The sequence below is a fragment of the Luteimonas aquatica genome, from assembly GCF_022662575.1.
Lineage (GTDB): Bacteria > Pseudomonadota > Gammaproteobacteria > Xanthomonadales > Xanthomonadaceae > Luteimonas > Luteimonas aquatica.
Window position 1 is genome coordinate 129443 of record NZ_JALBFU010000003.1, and the last position, 20395, is coordinate 149837.

General features: G+C 71.0%; 18 protein-coding genes. 13 read left to right on the top strand and 5 right to left on the bottom strand.

What is annotated here, in order from left to right:
* Positions 1–140: 140 nt before the first annotated feature.
* From cysK to MD221_RS09405, 6 genes are all read left to right on the top strand, one after another.
* The gene (gene cysK, locus MD221_RS09380; RefSeq protein WP_242110913.1) at positions 141–1118 is read left to right on the top strand and encodes a cysteine synthase A; all 978 of its coding nucleotides are present in this window, start codon (positions 141–143) and stop codon (positions 1116–1118) included.
* Positions 1119–1294: 176 nt separating this feature from the next.
* On the top strand, positions 1295–2743 hold the full coding sequence (locus tag MD221_RS09385; protein ID WP_242110915.1) for an OprO/OprP family phosphate-selective porin: 1449 nt from the start codon (positions 1295–1297) through the stop codon (positions 2741–2743).
* Positions 2744–2792: 49 nt separating this feature from the next.
* Complete coding sequence (locus tag MD221_RS09390) at positions 2793–3800, top strand: sulfate ABC transporter substrate-binding protein (protein ID WP_242110918.1); 1008 nt, start codon at positions 2793–2795, stop codon at positions 3798–3800.
* Positions 3801–3924: 124 nt separating this feature from the next.
* A complete protein-coding gene (locus MD221_RS09395) occupies positions 3925–4923 on the top strand; it encodes an ABC transporter permease (protein WP_242110920.1) in 999 nt (332 codons plus the stop codon).
* The gene (cysW, locus tag MD221_RS09400) at positions 4916–5767 is read left to right on the top strand and encodes a sulfate ABC transporter permease subunit CysW (RefSeq protein ID WP_242110929.1); all 852 of its coding nucleotides are present in this window, start codon (positions 4916–4918) and stop codon (positions 5765–5767) included. The genes MD221_RS09395 and cysW overlap by 8 nt, the downstream gene beginning before the upstream one ends.
* A gap of 101 nt (positions 5768–5868) precedes the next feature.
* The gene (locus tag MD221_RS09405; RefSeq protein ID WP_242110931.1) at positions 5869–6957 is read left to right on the top strand and encodes a sulfate/molybdate ABC transporter ATP-binding protein; all 1089 of its coding nucleotides are present in this window, start codon (positions 5869–5871) and stop codon (positions 6955–6957) included.
* Positions 6958–6971: 14 nt separating this feature from the next.
* Here the strand turns inward: MD221_RS09405 and MD221_RS09410 are convergent, their stop codons facing one another.
* Complete coding sequence (locus MD221_RS09410; protein ID WP_242110945.1) at positions 6972–8504, bottom strand: mannose-1-phosphate guanylyltransferase/mannose-6-phosphate isomerase; 1533 nt, start codon at positions 8502–8504, stop codon at positions 6972–6974.
* A gap of 61 nt (positions 8505–8565) precedes the next feature.
* Here MD221_RS09410 and MD221_RS09415 point away from each other — a divergent pair, with 61 nt between their 5' ends.
* Positions 8566–9573 carry an aminoglycoside phosphotransferase family protein gene (locus MD221_RS09415; protein WP_486624458.1) on the top strand — a complete coding sequence of 336 codons (1008 nt, stop codon included), beginning with the start codon at positions 8566–8568 and terminating at the stop codon, positions 9571–9573.
* The gene (gene murU / locus MD221_RS09420) at positions 9570–10274 is read left to right on the top strand and encodes an N-acetylmuramate alpha-1-phosphate uridylyltransferase MurU (protein ID WP_242110947.1); all 705 of its coding nucleotides are present in this window, start codon (positions 9570–9572) and stop codon (positions 10272–10274) included. Before MD221_RS09415 ends, murU begins: the two co-directional genes overlap by 4 nt.
* 18 nt (positions 10275–10292) lie before the next feature.
* Here murU and hda read toward each other — a convergent pair whose 3' ends face one another.
* Genes hda through MD221_RS09435 form a run of 3 tightly spaced genes read right to left on the bottom strand, consistent with a single transcriptional unit; the run spans position 10293 to position 13406 of the window.
* Entirely contained in the window at positions 10293–11042 is a 750-nt protein-coding gene (gene hda / locus MD221_RS09425) for a DnaA regulatory inactivator Hda (protein WP_242110949.1), read from the bottom strand.
* Between the two features lie 26 nt (positions 11043–11068).
* Positions 11069–12241 carry an AI-2E family transporter gene (locus MD221_RS09430; RefSeq protein ID WP_242110958.1) on the bottom strand — a complete coding sequence of 391 codons (1173 nt, stop codon included), beginning with the start codon at positions 12239–12241 and terminating at the stop codon, positions 11069–11071.
* A gap of 13 nt (positions 12242–12254) precedes the next feature.
* Positions 12255–13406, bottom strand: coding sequence for a DUF2066 domain-containing protein (locus MD221_RS09435; RefSeq protein WP_425602251.1), 1152 nt, complete (start codon positions 13404–13406; stop codon positions 12255–12257).
* A 95-nt stretch (positions 13407–13501) separates the two neighbouring features.
* Here MD221_RS09435 and purM point away from each other — a divergent pair, with 95 nt between their 5' ends.
* On the top strand, positions 13502–14626 hold the full coding sequence (gene purM / locus MD221_RS09440) for a phosphoribosylformylglycinamidine cyclo-ligase (protein ID WP_242110960.1): 1125 nt from the start codon (positions 13502–13504) through the stop codon (positions 14624–14626).
* Between the two features lie 267 nt (positions 14627–14893).
* The gene (locus MD221_RS09445; RefSeq protein ID WP_242110969.1) at positions 14894–17260 is read left to right on the top strand and encodes a hypothetical protein; all 2367 of its coding nucleotides are present in this window, start codon (positions 14894–14896) and stop codon (positions 17258–17260) included.
* Positions 17261–17387: 127 nt separating this feature from the next.
* On the opposite strand, the gene MD221_RS09450 is transcribed toward MD221_RS09445, so the two are convergent.
* Positions 17388–17858 (bottom strand): hypothetical protein, encoded by a 471-nt coding sequence (locus tag MD221_RS09450; RefSeq protein WP_242110971.1) that lies wholly within the window; start codon positions 17856–17858, stop codon positions 17388–17390.
* Positions 17859–18190: 332 nt separating this feature from the next.
* Here MD221_RS09450 and purN point away from each other — a divergent pair, with 332 nt between their 5' ends.
* The 3 genes from purN to MD221_RS09465 are packed head-to-tail and all read left to right on the top strand — an operon-like array spanning position 18191 to position 20324.
* Complete coding sequence (purN, locus tag MD221_RS09455) at positions 18191–18865, top strand: phosphoribosylglycinamide formyltransferase (RefSeq protein ID WP_242110974.1); 675 nt, start codon at positions 18191–18193, stop codon at positions 18863–18865.
* A gap of 11 nt (positions 18866–18876) precedes the next feature.
* Positions 18877–19629, top strand: a complete 753-nt coding sequence (locus MD221_RS09460) for a DUF3108 domain-containing protein (RefSeq protein ID WP_242110976.1) — start codon at positions 18877–18879, stop codon at positions 19627–19629.
* Entirely contained in the window at positions 19629–20324 is a 696-nt protein-coding gene (locus tag MD221_RS09465) for a DUF3108 domain-containing protein (RefSeq protein ID WP_242110978.1), read from the top strand. The genes MD221_RS09460 and MD221_RS09465 overlap by 1 nt, the downstream gene beginning before the upstream one ends.
* Positions 20325–20395: the final 71 nt, after the last annotated feature.

Here is a 20395-nt window from a genome sequence, read left to right on the forward strand (position 1 = left end):
GCATCCCCTCGCCGGCGAAACGACGTCGCAGTGGACCAAGGCCCGCGCGGGGGTGACGGAAGGGTCATCCGCGCGCGGGTCACCCCCTGGCGCATTGTCGATACGCCGTTTCTTCCGACCTCCCATCACGGACCGCATCCATGGCCCTCCACGACAGCATCCTCGACACCATCGGCCACACGCCGATCGTCAAACTGCACCGACTGCCGCCCAGGCACGTGTCCCTCTACGCCAAGGTCGAGTCGTTCAATCCCGGCGGCTCGGTCAAGGACCGCCTGGCGCTGGCGATCGTGCTCGACGCCGAGGCCAAGGGTCTGCTCAAGCCCGGCGACACCATCGTGGAGGCCACCTCCGGCAACACCGGCGTGGCGCTGGCGCTGGTGGCCGCCGCGCGCGGCTACAAGTTCGTGGCCACGATGACGGAAACCTTCTCCGTCGAGCGCCGCAAGCTGATGCGCGCCTACGGCGCCAAGGTGATCCTCACGCCCGCCGCCGAACGCGGCAGCGGCATGGTGCGCCGCGCCGAGGAACTGGCCAAGCGGCACGGCTGGTTCCTGGCGCGGCAGTTCGAAAATCCGGCCAACCCCGCCTACCACCGCCAGACCACCGCCGCGGAAATCCTGCGCGACTTCGCCGGCAGGCGCCTGGATTATTTCGTCAGCGGCTGGGGGACCGGCGGCACGCTCACCGGCGTCGGCCAGGTGCTCAAGGCCGCACGCCCGGAGGTGCGCATCATCGCCGCCGAACCGGCCGGCGCCTCGCTGCTGGCCGGCAAGGAATGGCAGCCGCACAAGATCCAGGGCTGGACGCCGGATTTCGTGCCGGCCGTGCTCGATCGCGAGGTCGCCGAGGACATCCTGCCGATCGACGACGTGCTCGCGCGCGACACCGCGCGCCGCCTGGCCGCCGAGGAAGGCCTGTTCGTCGGCATCTCCGCCGGCGCCACCGTCGCCGCCGCGCTGCAGGTGGCCGAGCGCGCGCCGGAAGGCTCGGTCGTGCTGGCGACGCTGCCGGATACCGGCGAGCGCTATCTGTCGACCTTCCTGTTCGAGGGCGTCAACGAAGGCTCCGACGAGGAGTGGCTGGCCTCGCTCGACGCGAACGCGGAAGCGGCCTGATCGTCATGCACGCGCGCCAGTCTTCGTGCAGTCCGCGCAGTCGGAAATGTCACCGCGACCGCTGTTGTCGCCGCGACCACTGAGCTTTTCGCATTCACCAAGCTAGTTCCGCTGCGCCGGCCGGCCGCTCTCCTGCGAGGCCCGGAGGCGCCTTTCAGCCCCCGAAGGAGACGCGCATGCCCGCGCCGCTTGCACGCCACAGTTTTGCCCGCCTGACCCTCGCCATCGCGCTCGCCACGGCGGTGTTCCCTTTGTTCGCCGTCGAACCGCCGTCGCGGCAGCCCACCGTCGAGGAACTGGAGCGCCGCCTGCGCGCGCTCGAACAGCGCTACGGCGCCGCGCCGGCCAACGACGCCGAGGCCGGCACCGTCGCCGACCTCGATCAGCGCCTGCGCATCCTCGAACGCAAGCTGGAGCTGCAGGAAGAGGCGGCCGCGGCCAAGGCCGCGTCGCTGCCGACGGTGGCCGTGGCGCCGGACAAGGGGCTGTCGATCAAGTCCGCCGACGGCGCGAACGAAATCCGCTTCCGCGGCCTGCTGCAGGCCGACGGCCGCTTCTTCGTCGGCGACGACGCGCAGCCGCAGAACGACACCTTCCTGCTGCGCCGCGTGCGCCCGACCATCGAGGGCACCTGGGGCAAGTGGGTGGCCTTCCGCATCACTCCGGATTTCGCCGGCGACGCCGTCACCGTGCCCGACGCCTACCTCGACCTGAAGTTCGATCCGCGCGCGACGCTGCGCATCGGCAAGTTCACCCCGCCGGTGGGCCTGGAGCGCCTGCAGTCCTCCGGCGCCACCGCGCTGATCGAGAATGGTTTCCCCACCGAGCTGGTGCCCAATCGCGACATCGGCGTGCAACTGCAGGGCGAGGTCGCCAAGGGCAGGCTCAACTACGCCGTGGGCGTGTTCAACGGCACCGTCGACGGACGCGAGGCCCTGTCCTCCAATCCGGACAACGAGCTGGAACTGGCCGCCCGCCTGTTCGCCGAACCCTGGAAGAACAGCGACAGCGCGCTGTCCGGCCTGGGCTTCGGCATCGCCGCCACCAGCGGCGACAAGCGCGGCACCGGCAACAACTTCCTGCCGCGCTACCGCACGCCGGGGCAAGTCTCCTTCTTCAACTATCGCGGCGCGGTCGCCGCCGACGGCAACCACGTGCGCTGGTCGCCGCAGGCCTGGTTCTACCGCAATGCGCTCGGCCTGCTCGGCGAGTACGTGAGCTCGAAGCAGGAAGTCGTGCTGCCGGCCAGCGGCGCGCGCGCCGACCTCGACAATCGCGCATGGCAGGTGGTCGGCAGCTACGTGCTCACCGGCGAGGATGCCGGCTACAGGGGCGTGACGCGGCCTAACCATCCTTTTACGCCCGGCGGTGCAGGCTGGGGCGCATTCGAACTCACCGCGCGCTACGGGAGACTGTCGATCGACGATGACGCGTTCCCGCTGTTCGCCGATCCGGCGCTCGCCGCCCGCCGGGCGGCCTCGTGGGGACTGGGATTGAACTGGTACCTCACCGCCAATCTGAAGCTGGTCGCCAACTACACGCAGACCCGCTTCGACGGCGGCGCGGCCCAGGGCGACCGCGAAGACGAGAAGACGTTCTTCACCCGCGCACAGGTTTCCTTCTGACCTTCCTCCTGCTTAATTTCCTCCAGCCGCACTTCCTCCAGGACACGCCATGAACACCCCACTGCGTTCCCTCGTCTTCGGCCTCGCGCTCGCCCTGTCGGCCGGCGCCGTGCAGGCCAAGGACCTGCTCAACGTCTCCTACGACCCGACCCGCGAGCTGTACGCGGACTACGACAAGGCCTTCGCCGCGCACTGGAAGCAGCAGACCGGCGAGACGCTCGACATCCGCGCCTCGCACGGCGGCTCCGGCAAGCAGGCGCGCGCGGTCATCGACGGCCTCGAGGCCGACGTGGTCACGCTCGCGCTCGCCGCCGACATCGATGCGCTGGTCGACAACGGCAGGCTGCTGCCGGCGAACTGGCAGACGCGCCTGCCGCACAACAGCGCGCCCTACACCTCCACCATCGTGTTCCTGGTGCGCAAGGGCAATCCCAAGCAGATCAAGGACTGGGCCGACCTGGCGAAGCCGGGCGTGGGCGTGATCACGCCCAACCCGAAGACCTCCGGCGGCGCGCGCTGGAACTACCTGGCCGCCTGGGCCTGGGCCTCGAAGGAGTACCGCGAGGGCGACAAGGTGCTCGACTATCTCACCCGGCTGTTCAAGAACGTGCCGGTGCTGGACACCGGCGCGCGCGGCTCGACCACCACCTTCGTCGAGCGCGGCATCGGCGACGTGCTGATCGCCTGGGAGAACGAGGCGCTGCTGACGCTGGCCGATCCCGACACGCGCGAGAAGTTCGAGATCGTCGTGCCCAGCCTGAGCATCAAGGCCGAGCCGCCGGTGGCCTGGGTGGACAAGAACGTCGAGCGCCACGGCACGCGCAAGCAGGCCGAGGCCTACCTGCAGTGGCTGTACTCGCCGGAGGGCCAGAAGCTGGTGGCCAGGCACGGCTACCGTCCCGCCGAGCCGGACAAGGTCGACAAGGCGGAACTGGCGAAGTTTCCCGACGTCAAACAGGTCACCATCGACAATGCCTTCGGTGGCTGGAAGAACGCGCAGAAGGCGCACTTCGCCGACGGCGGCTTCTTCGACCGCATCTACAAGCCCTCGAAGTAGCCGCTCCCGAGGCAGGCATCGACGACCCTTCTTCCGTTCGGGGAGCAGGGTTCGTTCGCAATCGCGACACGGCAAGACTTCGCCGCCCACCGTTGCAAGGGTTCGATCCTTCTCCAGCTGATCCATGAGCGCTTCCGCACTCTCCCTCTCCTCCCTCGCCCCCGCGCGCTGGCGCCGGCCGCTGCCGGGCTTCGGCCTGAGCCTGGGCCTGGGCCTGGCCTGGCTCGGCGTGATCGTGATGCTGCCGCTGGCGGCGCTCGCGTTCCGCGCCGCCGGCCTCGGCACCGAGGGCTGGCTGCGCGCGATCCACGACGAGCGCGTGCAGGCGGCGTTGAAGCTGAGCTTCGGTACTGCCCTGGTCGCGGCGCTGCTGGCTTCGCTGGCCGGCACGCTGATCGCCTGGGTGCTGGTGCGCTATCGCTTCCCGGGACGGCGGCTGTTCGACGCCATCGTCGACCTGCCCTTCGCCCTGCCCACGGCCGTGGCCGGCATCGCGCTGACCGCGCTGTACGCGCCCAACGGCTGGGTGGGACGCTGGCTGCAACCGCTGCAGGACGGTTTCAACCGGCACTTCGGCGCGGCCCTGCAGTGGCTGGAGAACGGGCTCAATGCGCTGGTGCATCTGCTGCCCTGGGGCCTGGGCGCCTGGATCGGCGACTTCGACCTGTTTCCGGCCGACTTCCGCGTCGCCTACACGTCCACCGGGATAGTCATTGCCCTGGTCTTCATCGGCCTGCCGTTCGCGGTGCGCACGGCGCAGCCGGTGCTGGAGACGCTGGGACACGAGCAGGAGGAGGCCGCCGCCTCGCTCGGCGCCTCGCGCTTCACCACGCTGCGCCGGGTGATCCTGCCCGAACTGCTGCCCGCGCTGCTCACCGGCTTCTCGCTCGCCTTCGCGCGCGGGCTGGGCGAGTACGGCTCGGTGATCTTCATCGCCGGCAACAAGCCCTACCAGACGGAAATCGCGCCGCTGCTGATCACCATCCGCCTGGAGGAATACGACTACAACGGCGCCATCGCCATCGCCGCGCTGCTGCTGGCGGCCTCGTTCGTCTGCCTGCTGGCGATCAACGCCATCCCCAGCCTGTTCGCGCACGAGCGCAAGGGACGCCGCGATGGCTGAACGCGACCACCTGCAGGGGCCGGCCTGGATGCGCTGGACGCTGATCGGCCTGGCGGTGCTGATCATGGCGCTGCTGCTGGTGCTGCCGCTGGTGATGGTGCTGGCGGCCGCCTTCGCCAAGGGCATGGACGTCTGGTTCGCGGCGCTGCGCGAGCCGGACGCGGTCGCCGCGCTGAAGCTGACCCTGTTCACCGCCGCGATCGTCATCCCGCTCAATGCGGTGTTCGGCGTGTTCACCGCCTGGGCGGTGACGCGCTTCGAGTTCGCCGGCAAGCGCGTGCTGATGGCGCTGATCGACCTGCCCTTCGCGGTCTCGCCGGTGGTGGCCGGCCTGTGCCTGGTGCTGCTGTTCAGCACCAGCCACGGCTGGTTCGGCGACTGGCTCAACGCGCACGGCTACAAGATCCTGTTCGCGCGCCCCGGCATCGTGCTGGCGACGCTGTTCATCACCTTCCCGTTCGTGGTGCGCGAGCTCATCCCGCTGATGCAGCAGCAGGGCGGCGACGAGGAAATCGCCGCGCGCTCGCTGGGCGCCGGCGCCTGGACCATGTTCTTCCGCGTCACCCTGCCCAACATCAAGTGGGGCCTGCTGTACGGCGTGCTGCTGTGCGGCGCGCGCGCGATGGGCGAGTTCGGCGCGGTCTCGGTGGTGTCCGGGCACATCCGCGGCCTCACCAACACGCTGCCGCTGCACATCGAGATCCTCTACAACGAGTTCAACGGCACCGCCGCGTTCGCGGTGGCCTCGCTGCTGGCCGGCCTGGCGCTGGTCACGCTGGTGCTGAAGTTCTGGCTGGAGGCGCGCCACGGCGACGCCCTGGCGCAATCCCATCGTCGACATTGATCGCAGGCGTCCGCATGGCTCTGGTCAACCTCATTCCGCTCGAACCGCGATCCGAACCGCAGCCGGATGCGTCGCATGGCGCGATCGTTCATGATGCCCCCATGACGGACTCCCCCAAGCACGGCGTCGCGCTGCACCTGCAGGGCATCGGCAAGCGCTACGCCAGCGTCGCCGCGCTCGACGACGTCAGCCTGGACATCGCTTCGGGCGAGCTGGTCGCGCTGCTCGGCCCCTCGGGTTCCGGCAAGACCACGCTGCTGCGGGTGATCGCCGGCCTGCTGCAGCCCGAGGCCGGCCGCCTGCTGTTCGGCGACGTCGACGCCACGCGCCTGCGCCTGCGCGAGCGCAACGTCGGCTTCGTGTTCCAGCATTACGCGCTGTTCAAGCACATGACCGTCGCCGAGAACATCGCCTTCGGCCTGCGCAGCCGTCCCTGGCGCAAGCGCCCCAAGCGCGCGGCGATCGCGCAGCGCGTGCGGGAGCTGCTCGCGCTGATCCAGCTGCCCGAACACGGCGAACGCTATCCGGAGCAGCTGTCGGGCGGACAGAAGCAGCGCGTGGCGCTGGCGCGCGCGCTGGCGATCGATCCCACGGTGCTGCTGCTCGACGAGCCCTTCGGCGCGCTCGACGCCAAGGTGCGCGTGGAGCTGCGGCGCTGGCTGCGCAAGCTGCACGAGCAGACCGGCCAGACCACGGTCTTCGTCACCCACGACCAGGACGAGGCGCTGGAGCTGGCCGACCGCGTTGTGGTGCTGCGCGACGGCCGCATCGAGCAGGTGGGCACGCCGGAGGAGATCTACGCATCGCCCGCCTCGGCTTACGTCTTCGAGTTCATCGGCCGCGCCAACGTGCTGGAGGGCCGCGTCGGCGGCGGACGCTTCTCGCTGGAAGGCCAGGCCTGGCAGGCCCCGGCCGACGGCATGGCCGACGGCGCGGCGACGCTGTACGCGCGTCCGCACGACCTGGCCATCGCGCCCGCCGACGAAGGCCTGCGCGCGCACGTGACGGCGATCCACCGCCTGGCCGACCGCATCGGCGTGGAACTGGCGCTGCCCGGCCGCGCGCGCGCGCTCGAGCTGGACCTGGTCGCCGCGCCCGGCGTGGAGGTGCCGGCGCCCGGCAGCGACATCGGCGTGCGTCCGTTGCGCTTTCGCATCTTCTCCGCGGACGGGGCCCAGGACGCCCGTTGACCTGACCGACGCGCCTACGACCGGCCGTAGACGTCCTCGTAGCGGACGATGTCGTCCTCGCCGAGATAGCCGCCCGACTGCACCTCGATCACCTCCAGTATCTCCGTGCCGGGATTCTCCAGCCGGTGGCGCGCGCCCAGCGGGATGTAGGTGGACTGGTTCGGGTGCAGGTCGAAGACGTCGTTGTCGCGGGTGATGCGCGCGGTGCCGCGCACCACGATCCAGTGCTCGGCGCGATGCCTGTGCGACTGCAGCGACAGCCGCGCGCCCGGCTTGACCTTGATGCGCTTGACCTGGAACCCGTCGTCGGCGTCGATGGAGTCGTAGCTGCCCCACGGACGCTGCACTTCGCGATGCAGCACCGCGTGGCTGCGCTGGTCGGCCTTGAGCCGGGCCACCACGTCCTTGACCTGCTGCACGCGGTCCTTGCGCGCCACCAGCACGGCATCGTCGGTCTCCACCACCACCAGGTCGTCGACGCCGACCAGGGCCACCAGGCGCCGCGCGTAGGCATAGCTGTTGCGCGTGTCCACCGCGATCACGTCGCCGTGGTGGGCGTTGCCCTCGCCGTCCTGCTCGCTGACGTCCCATAGCGCCGACCAGGAGCCGACGTCGTTCCAGCCGATGTCCACCGGCAGCACCATGGCGTGATCGGTTTTCTCCATCACCGCGTAGTCGATGGAATCCGACGGGCTGGCGGCGAAGGCGTCCTTGTCGAGGCGGATGAAATCGCCGTCGCGCTTGGCCGCCGCGAAAGCCTGCCGCACCGCGGCGAGGATGTCCGGGCGGAAACGCTCCAGTTCGGCCAGGTAGCGCGAGGCGCGGAACAGGAACATGCCGCTGTTCCAGTAGTAGCCGCCGGCGTCGAGGTAGCCCTGCGCGGTGGCCGCGTCGGGCTTCTCGACGAAGCGCAGCACGCGGAGAATACCTTTTGACTCTGATGCTGCCGTCCCTGGCGAAACGGTGTCGGCGCCGGATGCTCCGGTCCGGCCATCCATGGCCGGGCGTTCGGAGACGCTGCGAGCGATGCTCGCAGAGCGCGTCTCCTCACCCTGGATGTAGCCGAAGCCGGTCTCGGGCGCCTGCGGCACGATGCCGAAGGTGATCAGCGCATCCGACCCCGGCGCGCCGGCGACGGCGGCGGCGGTCTCGACCGCGCGCCGGAACGCCGCGGCATCGCGCACCACGTGATCGGACGGCAGCACCAGCAGCAGCGGGTCCTCGCCCCCGGCCATCGCCTGCAGCGCGGCGGCGGCGATCGCCGGCGCGGTGTTGCGTCCGGCCGGCTCGAGCACGATGGCCGCCTGCTCCACCCCGACCAGGCGCAGCTGCTCGGCGGCGAGGAAGCGGTGCTCCTCGTTGGCCACCACGATCGGCGCGGCGGCGGCCAGCGGCGCGACGCGCTCCCAGGTGTCCTGCAGCATCGTCCGCTCGCCGACGAGGGCGAGGAACTGCTTGGGATAGGCCTCGCGCGAGAGCGGCCACAGCCGCGTGCCGGAGCCTCCCGAGAGCAGGACCGGTTGCACGCGTGGAATGGCTGGAGTCATTGCCGTCTCGCCCGATTGCATGGCGGGAGTTTACCCTGTGCGCGCAAACCGGAGCCCGCCCTTGTCCCTTCCCGTCCTCCCGCGCGACCAGCAACGCCTCCACTGGGCGCGCGCCGCCGCCGGCCATGATGCGCTGGAACTGCAGCGCGCTTCGGTCGATGCCGGCTTCCGCAGCTACTGGCGCGCCGGCGCCGCCGACGGCCGCACCTGGATCGTCATGGACTCCCCGCCCGGCCAGGAGGACGTGCGCCCCTGGCTGCGCATGCGCGCACTGCTCGCGGGCGGCGGCGTGCGCGTGCCCGAGGTCCTGGCGCAGGACGCCGAGCAGGGCTTCCTGCTGCTGGAGGACCTCGGCGGACCGACGCTGGCCCAGAGCATGACCGCCGACAACGCCGACGCGCACTTCGACGCCGCCATCGGGCAGCTGCTGCGGCTGCAGGCGATTACGCCGCCGCCGGAGCTGGGCAGCTTCGGCGAGGCGCTGCTGCAGCGCGACGCCGGCCTGTTCGAGGAATGGTTCCTGGGCCGGCATCTCGGCCTGCGCCTGGACTGCGGCGACAGCGATCGCCTGGCGCTGGTGCAGCGCCGCCTGATGGACAACGCGCTCGGGCAGAAGCGCGTGCTCACCCACCGCGACTACATGCCGCGCAATCTGATGCCGGTGGCCGACGGCCCGGCGGTGCTGGATTTCCAGGACCTGGTGACCGGGCCGGTCGCCTACGACGCGGTGAGCCTGTTCAAGGACGCCTTCCTCAGCTGGCCGCTGGCGCGCGTGGACGGCTGGCTCGCCCGCTATCACGCCCGCGCCGCGGCGGCAGGGTTGCCGGTGCCGGATCTGCAGACCTTCCTGCGCGATGCCGACTGGCTCGGCGTGCAGCGGCACCTGAAGATCCTCGGCATCTTCGCGCGGCTGCACCACCGCGACGGCAAGTCGCGCTACATCGCCGACGCACCGCGCTTCATCGCCTACCTCGACGAGGTGCTGCCGCGCCATCCGCAGCTGCAGCCGCTGGCCGAACTGCTGGAAACCCGCATCAGGCCCGCCATGCGTTCGGAGACCGCGGCATGAAGGCGCTGATCTTCGCGGCCGGGTTCGGCGAGCGCATGCGCCCGCTCACCGAGACCACGCCCAAGCCGCTGCTCGAAGCCGGCGGCAAGCCGCTGATCGTCCGGCACCTGGAAAAGCTCGCCGCCTGCGGGATCCGCGAAGTCGTGGTCAACACTTCGTGGCTGGCGGAGCAGTTCCCGCGCGCGCTGGGCGACGGCGGGCGATGGGGCCTGCGCATCACCTATTCCTACGAGGGCCCGACGCCGCTGGAAACCGGCGGCGGCATGCTGCATGCGCTGCCATTGCTCGGCGACGATCCCTTCGTGCTGGTGAACGGCGACATCTGCACCGACTACGATTTCGCCGCGCTGCCGGCCGCGCCCGCCGGACTGGCGCATCTGGTCCTGGTGGACGCGCCCGGCTACGCCGCGCAGGGCGATTTCGCCCTCGACGCCGACGGCCTGGTGCGCTCGGACGGCGCGCGCAAGCTCACCTATTCCGGCATCGGCGTGTATCGCCCCGAATTGCTCGCCGGCTGGCGCGCGGTCATCGGCGAAGCGCCGGGCGCCGACGCGGCGCCGCCCCGCTTCAAGCTCGCGCCGCTGCTGCGCGCGGCGATGCGCGGCGACCGGATCAGCGGCGAACGCTATCGCGGAGCATGGACCGACGTCGGCACGCCGGAACGGTTGGCGCAGCTCGACGCCATGCTCGCCGGCGCCTGAGCGCGCGCGACACCCTGCCTATTCGGCCTTCGCCGCGTCCAGCGTCTGGCGCAGGAACGGCACGGTGATGCGCCGCTGCGCGGCCAGCGAGGCGCGGTCGAGCGTATCGAGCAGCGCGGCCAGGCCGGCCAGGTCGCGCCCCACGCGCCTGAGCAGCCAGTCGATCGCCGCGTCCTCCAGCACCAGGCCGCGGCGCTGCGCGCGCAGGCGCAGCATCTCGCGGCGGCCCTCGTCGTCGAGCGCGGAGAGGTTGATGCGCGCGCATTGCGACAGCCGCGAGCGCAGGTCCGGCAGCACCAGGCCGAGCGCGTCCGGCGCCTGGCGCGCCGTGTACAGCACGGCCTTGCCGGCGTCGAAGGCGCGGTTGTGGAAATCGAACAGCGCGATCTCGTCGTCGCGCTCGCCCACGACCGCGTCCAGGCCGTCGAGGGCGATCAGGTCGTAGTCGTGCAGCGCCGCCAGCGCCTCGCGCAGGCGACCGGCGGCCGCGGCCAGCGGCACATAGGCGCTGCGTCGGTGCGCGGCGTCGGCCTCCGCGCAGGCGGCCAGCGCCAGATGGGTCTTGCCGGTCCCGGCGGCGCCGGCCAGGTAGAGCCAGTCGAGCACCGGCCGGTCGGGCGCACCGTCGCCGCCCTCGCCCGTGGCGATGGCCCGCAACTGCGCCAGCGCGCCCTGCGGCGCGGCCACGAAGGTGTCCAGGCGCTGGTCGGGCGGATAGCGCAGCGCCAGCGGCAACTGCCCGCCCTGTCCCGCGGCCGCTCCGGCCATGCCGCCCGCGCCTGCCCCCGGGCGGCTCACGCCTGGTCGCCGTCCTTGTCGTCGCGCGGCAGGATGATGCCGCTCTCGGCGGTGCCGCCGGCCTCCGGCATCACGATCGCCGGCGCGTCGCCGGCGTACAGGCGGCTGTGCGTGTAGCGCTCGTGCGCGTAGCGCAGCAGCACGTTGGCCACCGCCGCCACCGGCAGGGCCAGCAGCATGCCGAGGAAGCCGAACAGCTGGCCGCCGGCGAGCACGGCGAAGATCACCGCCACCGGATGCAGGCCGATGCGATCGCCCACCAGCTTCGGCGTCAGCCAATAGCTCTCGATCACCTGGCCGATGCCGAACACCGCCAGCACGCCGGCGACGTGCTTCCAGTCGCCGTACTGCACCAGCGCGGCGATCACGCCGAACACCACGCCGCTGACCGGGCCCAGATAGGGCACGAAGGTCAGCAGCCCGGCGACGATGCCGATCAGCAGGCCGAGGTCCAGGCCCACGGCCCACAGGCCGAAGCCGTACATCGCGCCCAGGATCAGCATCACCGTGAACTGCCCGCGCAGGAAGCCGCCGAGCATGCTGCTGGACTCGGCCGCCAGCCGCGAGACGGTGGGCAGGTGCGCGCGCGGGATCAGCGACGCCACGCGTTCGATGAACACGTCCCAGTCGCGCAGGAAGAAGAACGTCAGCACCGGCACCAGCACGATGTTGGCCATCCACGCGAACAGCGCGAACCCCGAGCGCGACAGGTAGCCGAGCGCGGTGGTGGCGATGCCGCCGGCGCGCTCCCAGTGGGTGCGCAGCTGTTCGATCAGGTATTCCGGATCGAGCCAGGTGGCGATCTCCAGCCCGGTGCGGTGCTCGACCCACGGCACCGCGGTGAAGATGAACCAGTCGCGATAGGTGGGCAGCGACTCCACCAGAGTGAGGATCTGCGCCTGGATGGTCGGCACCAGGATCACCAGGAGCAGCGCCAGGAGCAGCGCCATCAGCGTGAACACCAGGATCACGGCAGTGTTGCGCGAGCGGCCGCGGCGCTCGAGCCAGTCGACCAGCGGATCGCCGAGCCAGCCCAGCAGCGCGGCCACCACGAACGGCGTGAGCACCGGCCCCAGCAGCCAGACCAGCCAGCCGGCGGCCAGCGCCACCAGCGCCCGCTGCAGCCGCTTCAGGAACAGCGCGATATCGTCCAGCGCGTCGGGAGTCATGCGATCGGCCGCCTCAGCGCAGCGTGAAGACGACCGGCGCGACGACCGGACCGGTCGCCTCGTCCTGGCTGGTCACCTCGACCAGGGCGGTGCCGTCGGCCATGCGGCGGAAGCCGGCCAGTCCGGTGAGCAGGTCGAGGTCGACCTCCAGCTCCTCGGGCGTGGCGCGGATCGGCGTCATCCCGCGCACCACCGACATGCCCTGCAATGTGCTGGACAGGCGGATGTAGTCGTCGGCGCTGCGCAGGCCGGTGAAGATCACCCGGTACTTGCCGGCCGGACCGGACGCGCCGCGCTTGGCGTACTTCTTCATCAGCGCGTCGGCGGCGCCGTCGGCGCCGGCCGCCATGGCCTGGCGCGCGTCGCCCTCGTTGTCGCTCCACTTCGACAGCACGCGGCCGTTGTCGACGAAGATCCAGTCCGAGGTCCAGCCGCCCTTGTCGCGGTAGAGCTTGCCGATCAGCTGCATCGGCGGGCTGTAGCGCGCCGACAGGCGCGCGATGGCGGCGCTGTCGCCGCGCCAGATCGCGCCCACGGCGGCCTGCTCGGCGGCGCTGCCCGACGGCAGGCCCAGGCGGTAGCCGCGCTCGATCGCGCGCTGCAGCACCGAGCGGGCGACGTTGTTCTGCGCCAGCGCCACCAAGCGCGGGCCGGTGCCGTCGTCGATGCCCAGCCACAGCACCGGCTTGGGCCGCGGCTCCGGCCAGATCGGCAGGCCCAGGGCCGAGGCGATGCCGTCGACATCGTCCTGCTTGAAGCGCACCACCAGCGTGGTGCGGTAGGTCGGGGTGCCGTTGGCGCTGGTGCCCTCGTCCTGGCGATAGTCGTAGGTGTCGACGAAATCCTTGGCGCGGCGCAGCTCCTTGCCCACGCCGGGGCGCGAGGGCGCGCCGCGGTCGCCGGACAGCTTGCTCAGCACCTGGGCCAGGGCGCGGGCGAAGGCGCCGTGGCGGGCGGCGTCGGTCTGGTCCTTCACCGGCACCTCGGCCTCGTAGATGCCCTGGGCCGCGGCGCGGTCGCCTTCCACGCGCTGCGCCTGGGCGGTCCCGGCCAGGCACAGCAGGCCCAGCAGCAGGGAAAGTCCGCACAGGCAGGCGCGGGCTCTCGCGGAAGGAGCCGCACAGAACCGCCTGCCATGTCCCGCCCACCGCAATCCCAGACGCATCATTCGTCCTTCCAACCGAGAATTCGGACCGAATGGTAGCGCAGGCGCCTCGCCGGCCGCGATTTCGGCGCCTGCGATGGGGCGGCGCTGTTAAAATGGCCGCTGTTGACTCGCCCCCGGCCCGGCCACCCGTGACCACCCCTACCCCCCTCACCTACCGTGACGCGGGCGTCGACATCGACGCCGGCAACGAAGTCGTCGAACGCATCAAGCCGCTGGTCAGGCGCAGTTTCCGCCCGGAGGTGATGGGCGGCCTGGGCGGTTTCGGCGCCCTGTTCGACCTCTCCGGCAAGTACCGCGAGCCGGTGCTGGTCTCGGGCACCGACGGGGTGGGCACCAAGCTGAAGCTGGCCCAGCAGCTGAACCGCCACGACACCATCGGCATCGACCTGGTGGCCATGTGCGTCAACGACGTGCTGGTGCAGGGCGCCGAGCCGCTGTTCTTCCTGGACTACTTCGCCACCGGCAAGCTCGATGTCGACACCACCGTGGCGGTGGTCGGCGGCATCGCCCGCGGCTGCGAGGAGGCCGGCTGCGCGCTGATCGGCGGCGAGACCGCGGAGATGCCCGACATGTATCCGCCGGGCGAATACGACCTGGCCGGCTTCACGGTCGGCGCGGTGGAGAAGTCGCAACTGCTCGACGGCGGCCAGGTGCGCGCCGGCGACGTGCTGATCGGCATCGCCTCCAGCGGTCCGCATTCCAACGGCTATTCGCTGATCCGCCGCATCTACGACCGCGCCGGGCGTCCGGCCGGGCTCGACCTCGGCGGCACGCCGCTGGTCGATGCGCTGATGGCGCCGACCGCGCTGTACGTGAAGCCGGTGCTCGCGCTGCTGCGCGGCGACAGCGGCGGCGATGCGAGTCCCTCGCAAAAGCCCGCACATCCCTGTGCGGATTCTCCGATACACGCCATGGCCCATATCACCGGCGGCGGCCTCACCGAGAACATCATCCGCGTGGTGCCGGAGGGACTCGGCCTGGACATCGCCGCCTCGGCCTGGACGCTGCCGCCGGTGTTCGACTGGCTGCAGCGCGAGGGCGCGGTGCCGTCCCAGGAGATGTGGCGCACCTTCAACTGCGGCATCGGTTTCGTGCTGATCGCCTCCGCCGACGGCGCCGCGGCGCTGGAAGGCGACCTCGACCGCCTGGGCCTGGCGCATTGGCGCATCGGCGAGGTGGTCGCGGCACGGGGCAAGGAGCGCGTGCGCATCGCCTGAGGCGGCGGCAGGAGCACGCCCGACGCGGCATGCGTCCGACGGCCCGCCTCCCGGCCGGTGCATGCGCCGGCCGAAACGCCTCGTCCCCGAGCCAAGGCGACCCGGCCGAGCCGGCGCCCCCGTTCTCACCGGCTATCGCGACGCGAAATCTTCCCGCCGTGTCCCGGTTCCGTCCCCGCTCGCTCCTGTCCCCGACGGCGCGGTCTGGCTAGCGTCGCTATGCCCGGCGCGTCGCCGGAAGATTCCTCGGACAGGAAGGGGGTTCACATGCAAGGCAAGGGAGATGGCGTTTCGCGGCTGCGGCGGTCACTCGCCCTGACCGCGGCCGGCGGCCTGCTGCTGGCGTCCTCGCTGGCGCAAGCGGCGAGCTTCGAGAGCTACTACGGCGAAAAGGAATGGCGCGACGGCGGCGAAGACGTCAAGACGGTGCGCTACTGCGAGGGTGGCGGTTCGGTGACCGCCGGCACGCGGCGGCTGCCCGACGGCAGCAGCGAGGTCCTTGTGGTGCGCGCCGACAACGGCGGCGCGGTGCTCACGCCCACGCAATGGACGTATCGCATCGCCGATTCGCACGCCTCCAGCGCCTACGGCATCATCGAACTGCGCGAGGGCCGCGGCTTCGCGCTGACCGGATCGGTGAACACCGGCGACGGCTCGCAGATTTTCGTCCTGCAGATCGGCTGCGACGGCAAGCCGGGCTGGACCACCCTGCTTGGCAACCGCAGCGGCAAGAACACCGCCACCGGCTACGACCTCCTGCAGGCCGGCGGCTTCGGCAAGCAGGCCGCGCCGGCCGGCGACATCGTGGTGGTCGGCGACGAGCTGGACAGCGGCGGCGGCCCGGGCCGCGGCCGCATCGCGCGCCTGGACCTGGGCGGCGGCGTGCTCTGGGACCAGGGCTACGACGGCCCCGAGGCCGGGCTTGGCCTGCGCTTCCGCGCGGTGGCCGAGAACATCGCCAGCAGCGGCGCGCCCACCGACCTCGTCGTCGCCGGCACGGCCGTCGACAAGACCGCCATCCGCCGCGCGCTGATGTTCCGCACCGACGGCGGCGGCGCGCCGGTGTGCAATTCCATGCTCGGCGACGGGCAGGACCAGCGCGACTTCCTCGGCCTCACGGCGCTGCGCACCGCCAACTACGCCGGCGAAACCGTGGCCGTGGGCATCATCGCCGGCAGGGACCAGGCGGCGCCGGCCAGCGCCTACCTGGCCCGCTACCCCCGCGGCAGCTGCACGCCGCGCGTGCAGAGCGTCGTCTCCGACGTCGGCAGCGTATTCGCCTACGACCTGGTGGAGACCCCGGATCTGGGCGAGAGCGGCAGCGCGCTGGCGGTGGTCGGCACCATGAACAACGCCTCTGCCGGCACCCGCGGCTACCTGTTCGTGGCCAACATCGCCGACCTGCTGCTGGCCGGCGCGCAACCGCGCCTGTACGGCAAGCTGCTCAAGCACGCCGAGACGCTGCTGGCCATCGACCGGCGCGACGAGGATGTGCTGATCGCCGGCAGCACCTTCAGCGATCCGGAGAACGTCGGCGACGCGCAGGACTATTTCCTGGTGCAGACCGACTCGGGCATGTGGACGGGCTGCACCGACGCGTGGAAGCCGCAATCCGCGCGCACCACGCCCAAGCCGAGAAGCTTCGCGCCACGCGTGGAGAGGATCCAGGAGCGCAAGGAAACCGGCACGCCGCAGGGCGAAGCCTTCGATGCCGGCATCGCCTGCGACCCGACCAAGGACTGCTCGGTGATCGACAACGGCACGGTGAAGCTCGGCGTCGCGCCGACCGGCCACCTCAACGTCGACTGCCCCGAGGCGAAGACCTCGATCGGCCGCGCCGGCACCAAGCGCGTGGGCCTGCGCTACATGCTCGCGCCGCCGTCGGGAGCGGACGAGGCCGACGCCGCCTCGCCCGGCTGTCCCTGCGAAGGCTGGGGCGTGGCCGCGGCCGACCTGGGCGTGAGCGCGCAGACCTCGCTGTGGGAGGGCACCAGCAGCAACCTGCTGCTCGACTCGTTCACCTACTCCAGCAGCGACGCCACCTCGGTCGTGCGCATCCTCGACGCGGCCGGCGCACCGCTGCTGCGGGTCACCCACCGCTACGTGCCGACGCCGGTCACGCCGTATCTCTACCGGGTGGAGGTGACGTTCCAGAACCTCGGCAAGAAGGCCATCAACGATCTGCGCTACACGCGCGGCATCGACTACGACGTGGCGCCCAATGCCTTCTCCGAGTACATCACCATCAGCGGCGCGGGATCGCCGATGGTCATCGAGGCCAACGACAACGGCTTCAATTCGGTCAATCCGCTGTCCCCCAACAGCAACTTCGGCGGCGTGGGCAATCTGCTCGACTGGGGTCCCAGGGACCTCGGCGCGCATTTCGACTTCCGCCTCGCCGGCACGCTGAACGCCGGGCAGTCGCGCACGCTGATCACCTACTACGGCGCGGCGCCCAAGGAAGAAGCGGCGCTCAACGCGCTCAGCCTGGTCGGCGCGAACATCTATTCGCTCGGCCAGAGCAACTGGAGCGGCGGCCCGTTCGGCCCGGGCGGCGGCCCGACCGGCACCTACGGCGCCGCCACCGGCGAGCCGGTGACCTTCATGTACGGCGTCGACGGGCGCGAACGCTAGCCACCGCTCCGCGATCCGGCACGGAGGCCGGATCGCGGGCAATCGGCATCGCACGCATCCGGCAGCGCCGGATGCGTGCGGCGACGCAAGCCTGCGAGCGAGCCGCGATGGCGCCGCGGCGGCGCGCTCAGCTCCTGCCCAGCGCCTGTCGCCAGCGATGCGCCAGCACCGCGTCCACGCGCGATTGCAGTTCGACGCGCACGCACGGCTCCAGCGCGCATTCGTTGAGCACGTAGTAGGCCGAACGCACCACCTCGCGCCAGCGCGGATGGCGCGGCAGCCGCGACAGGCTGAGGTAGCGCTCCATCGCGCGGGCGCGCAGGCGGCCATCGTCGACGGTGATGTGCCAGAGGCGGCTGCTTTCCGCCAGCTCCAGCCGCGGCCGGCCGGTGCTGCGCTCCCAGGCCTCGACCACCGTGAGCATCAGCTCGACCAGCGCGTAGCGGAAAGGCCCGCACGCGTCCATCGCGCCGTCCGGAAGCGGCGCCGTGGCGTTCCTCGCGTTCGGCACCGCATCGATCTCCAGCACGGTCACGCCGATCGGAAACGCCGTCGCCGCGCGCGGACGCCATCGCTCCTGCACGGACGCGACCGGCATGCCCGGCGCCCCCCATCGCCACGTTTTCATCCAACCCGTCCCTTGGTTCGTCACGGCATGGCCTGCACCGGCCATCGCTCCGGAGTTCCACTACAGACCTCGCCAAAGAGAGGGGCGAACCGACACGGCCAGGCAGGCGGGCCCCTCTCTTTTCGGGAACGGGGACGCGCTCCACGCGCGTCCTCGCCATTCGGTCACCCGCATTCCGTGACCAGGAGCCCGTACGCGATCGGGGCCCAGATTGCTGAATGCGCACGGTCGCGGCGGCGACACCCTCCCGATCCGCGGCGCGTCCTGGCCTATGATGCCTCCCCCTTTCCGCCGCTGGCCCCATGTCCGACCGTCCGCGCCTCGTCGTCCTGGCCTCCGGCCGCGGCAGCAACCTGCAAGCGCTGATCGACGCGATCGCCGCAGGCACGCTGGCCGCGCGCATCGTCGCGGTGTACTCCGACAGGCGGGACGCCGGCGCCCTGCAGCGGGCGCGCGAGGCCGGCATTCCGGCGCATGCGCTGGCGCCCAGGCAATACCCTTCGCGCGCCGAGTACGATGCCGCCCTGTTCGCGCGCATCGACGCCGAGACGCCGGACCTGATCGTCTGCGCCGGCTACATGCGCCTGATCGATCCGCGCGAGGTGGAGTTCCGGCGCGGGCGCATCATCAACATCCATCCTTCGCTGCTGCCGGCCTTCAAGGGCCTGCGCACGCACGCGCAGGCGCTCGCCGCCGGCGCGTGCGAGCACGGCGCCAGCGTCCACTACGTCACGGCCGACCTGGACGGCGGCCCGGTGATCGCCCAGGCACGCGTGCCGGTGCTGCCCGGCGACGACGCCGAGACCCTGGCCGGGCGCGTGCTGGAGCACGAGCACCCGCTGCTGGTGGAAACCGTGCGCTGGCTGGCCGCCGGCCGTATCGCCCTGCCCGCCGACGCCGCGCCTGAAGCGCCCATTCATGTCGACGGCGTGCCGCATGCGCCGCTTCAGCTGGCATCCAACCAGCGCTTTGCATGATGGCCGGCATCATGAAACGCCTTCTGCTGACCGCGGCTTTCGCGCTCGCGGCGTGGCTGCCCAGCGGCCACGCCCAGGATGCCGCGCCCGCGCCCGACGCGGCCGCCCCTCCCGCCCTGCAGCCGTTCGTGGCCAGCTACCAGGCCTACAACGAAGGCAAGCTGGCCGGCCACGCCACCATGCGCGTGGTGCACAACGGCGGCGCGCAGTGGCGCGCCGACCTGGGCATCGAGGGCAGCCGCGGCTTCGCCGGCATCCTCGGCCTCAACATCCAGCAGAGCACGGTGTTCGACGATGTCGGCGAGCAATACCGGCCGCTGAGCCAGAGCACCGTGCGCAAGGGCCTGTTCCTGGGCAAGAAGGTGCTCGGCGTGTACGACTGGAACGCGCGCAGCGCGCAGTGGAAGGGCGACCTGAAGAAGGAGCGCCTGAAACCCATCGCGCTGCAGGACGGCGACATGAACGGCCTGCTGATCGACCTGGCCATCATCCGCGACGCGGTGCCCGGCAAGCGCCTGCAGTACCGCTTCGTCGAGCTCGGCCGCGCCCGCGACCACATCTACGAGGTGGCGAACGAGTCCGAGAACGTGCAGGTCGGCGAGCTGAGCTATGCCGCCCTGCGCGTTTCACGCGTGAACGGCGGCAACGATGAGACCATCTTCTGGGTCGCCGACGGCGTGCCCACGCCGGTACGCATCCTGCAGCGCGAGAACGGCCAGGACGGCATCGATCTGCGCCTGACCGAATACCAAGGAGTGAACTGATGTCCCCCACCCGCATCTCCCCCGCGAAAGCCTCCCTCGCCGCCGCCTTGGCGCTCGCCTTCGTCAGCGCCCCCGCGCTGGCGATCAAGCCCTTCTCCGCCGACTACCAGGCCAACTACATGGGCATCGCCGGCGCCGGCAAGATGACGCTGGAATCGCAGGGCGGCGACAAGTGGAAATACACGCTCTCCATCGGCAGCGGCGGCATCCAGCTCAACCAGAGCACCGTGTTCGAGGACAAGAACGGACAGTGGCGGCCGCTGTCGGGCAAGGACTCGGCCCTGCTGCTGATCAAGAAGACCGACAAGACCGCCAACTACGACTGGAACAAGGGCGTGGCCACCTGGGGCGGCGACGTCAAGCCGGACCGCTCCGGCCCGGTGAAGCTGGAGACGGGCGACGTCGACAGCCTGCTGCTCAACCTCGCCCTGGCCCGCGACGTCGCCGCCGGCAAGCCGCTCAACTACCGCCTGGTCGACGAGGGCCGCGTCAAGCAAATCAGCTACAAGGTCGCCGGCAAGGAGTCGATCACCATCGACGGCCAGTCCAAGCAGGCCACCAAGGTGGTGCAGGCCAATACCGAGGGCAAGCAGATCACCGCCTGGATCGTCGACGGCATGCCGGTCCCGGCGCGCATCCTGCAGCGCAAGAACGGCAAGGACGACATCGACCTGCAGGTGAAGACGGTGCACTGAGGCGCGGCCGCCGCGCACGCTCCCCGCACGGGGCCCGGGATGCCCGGGCCCCGTTTTTTTGCGCCCTCCCC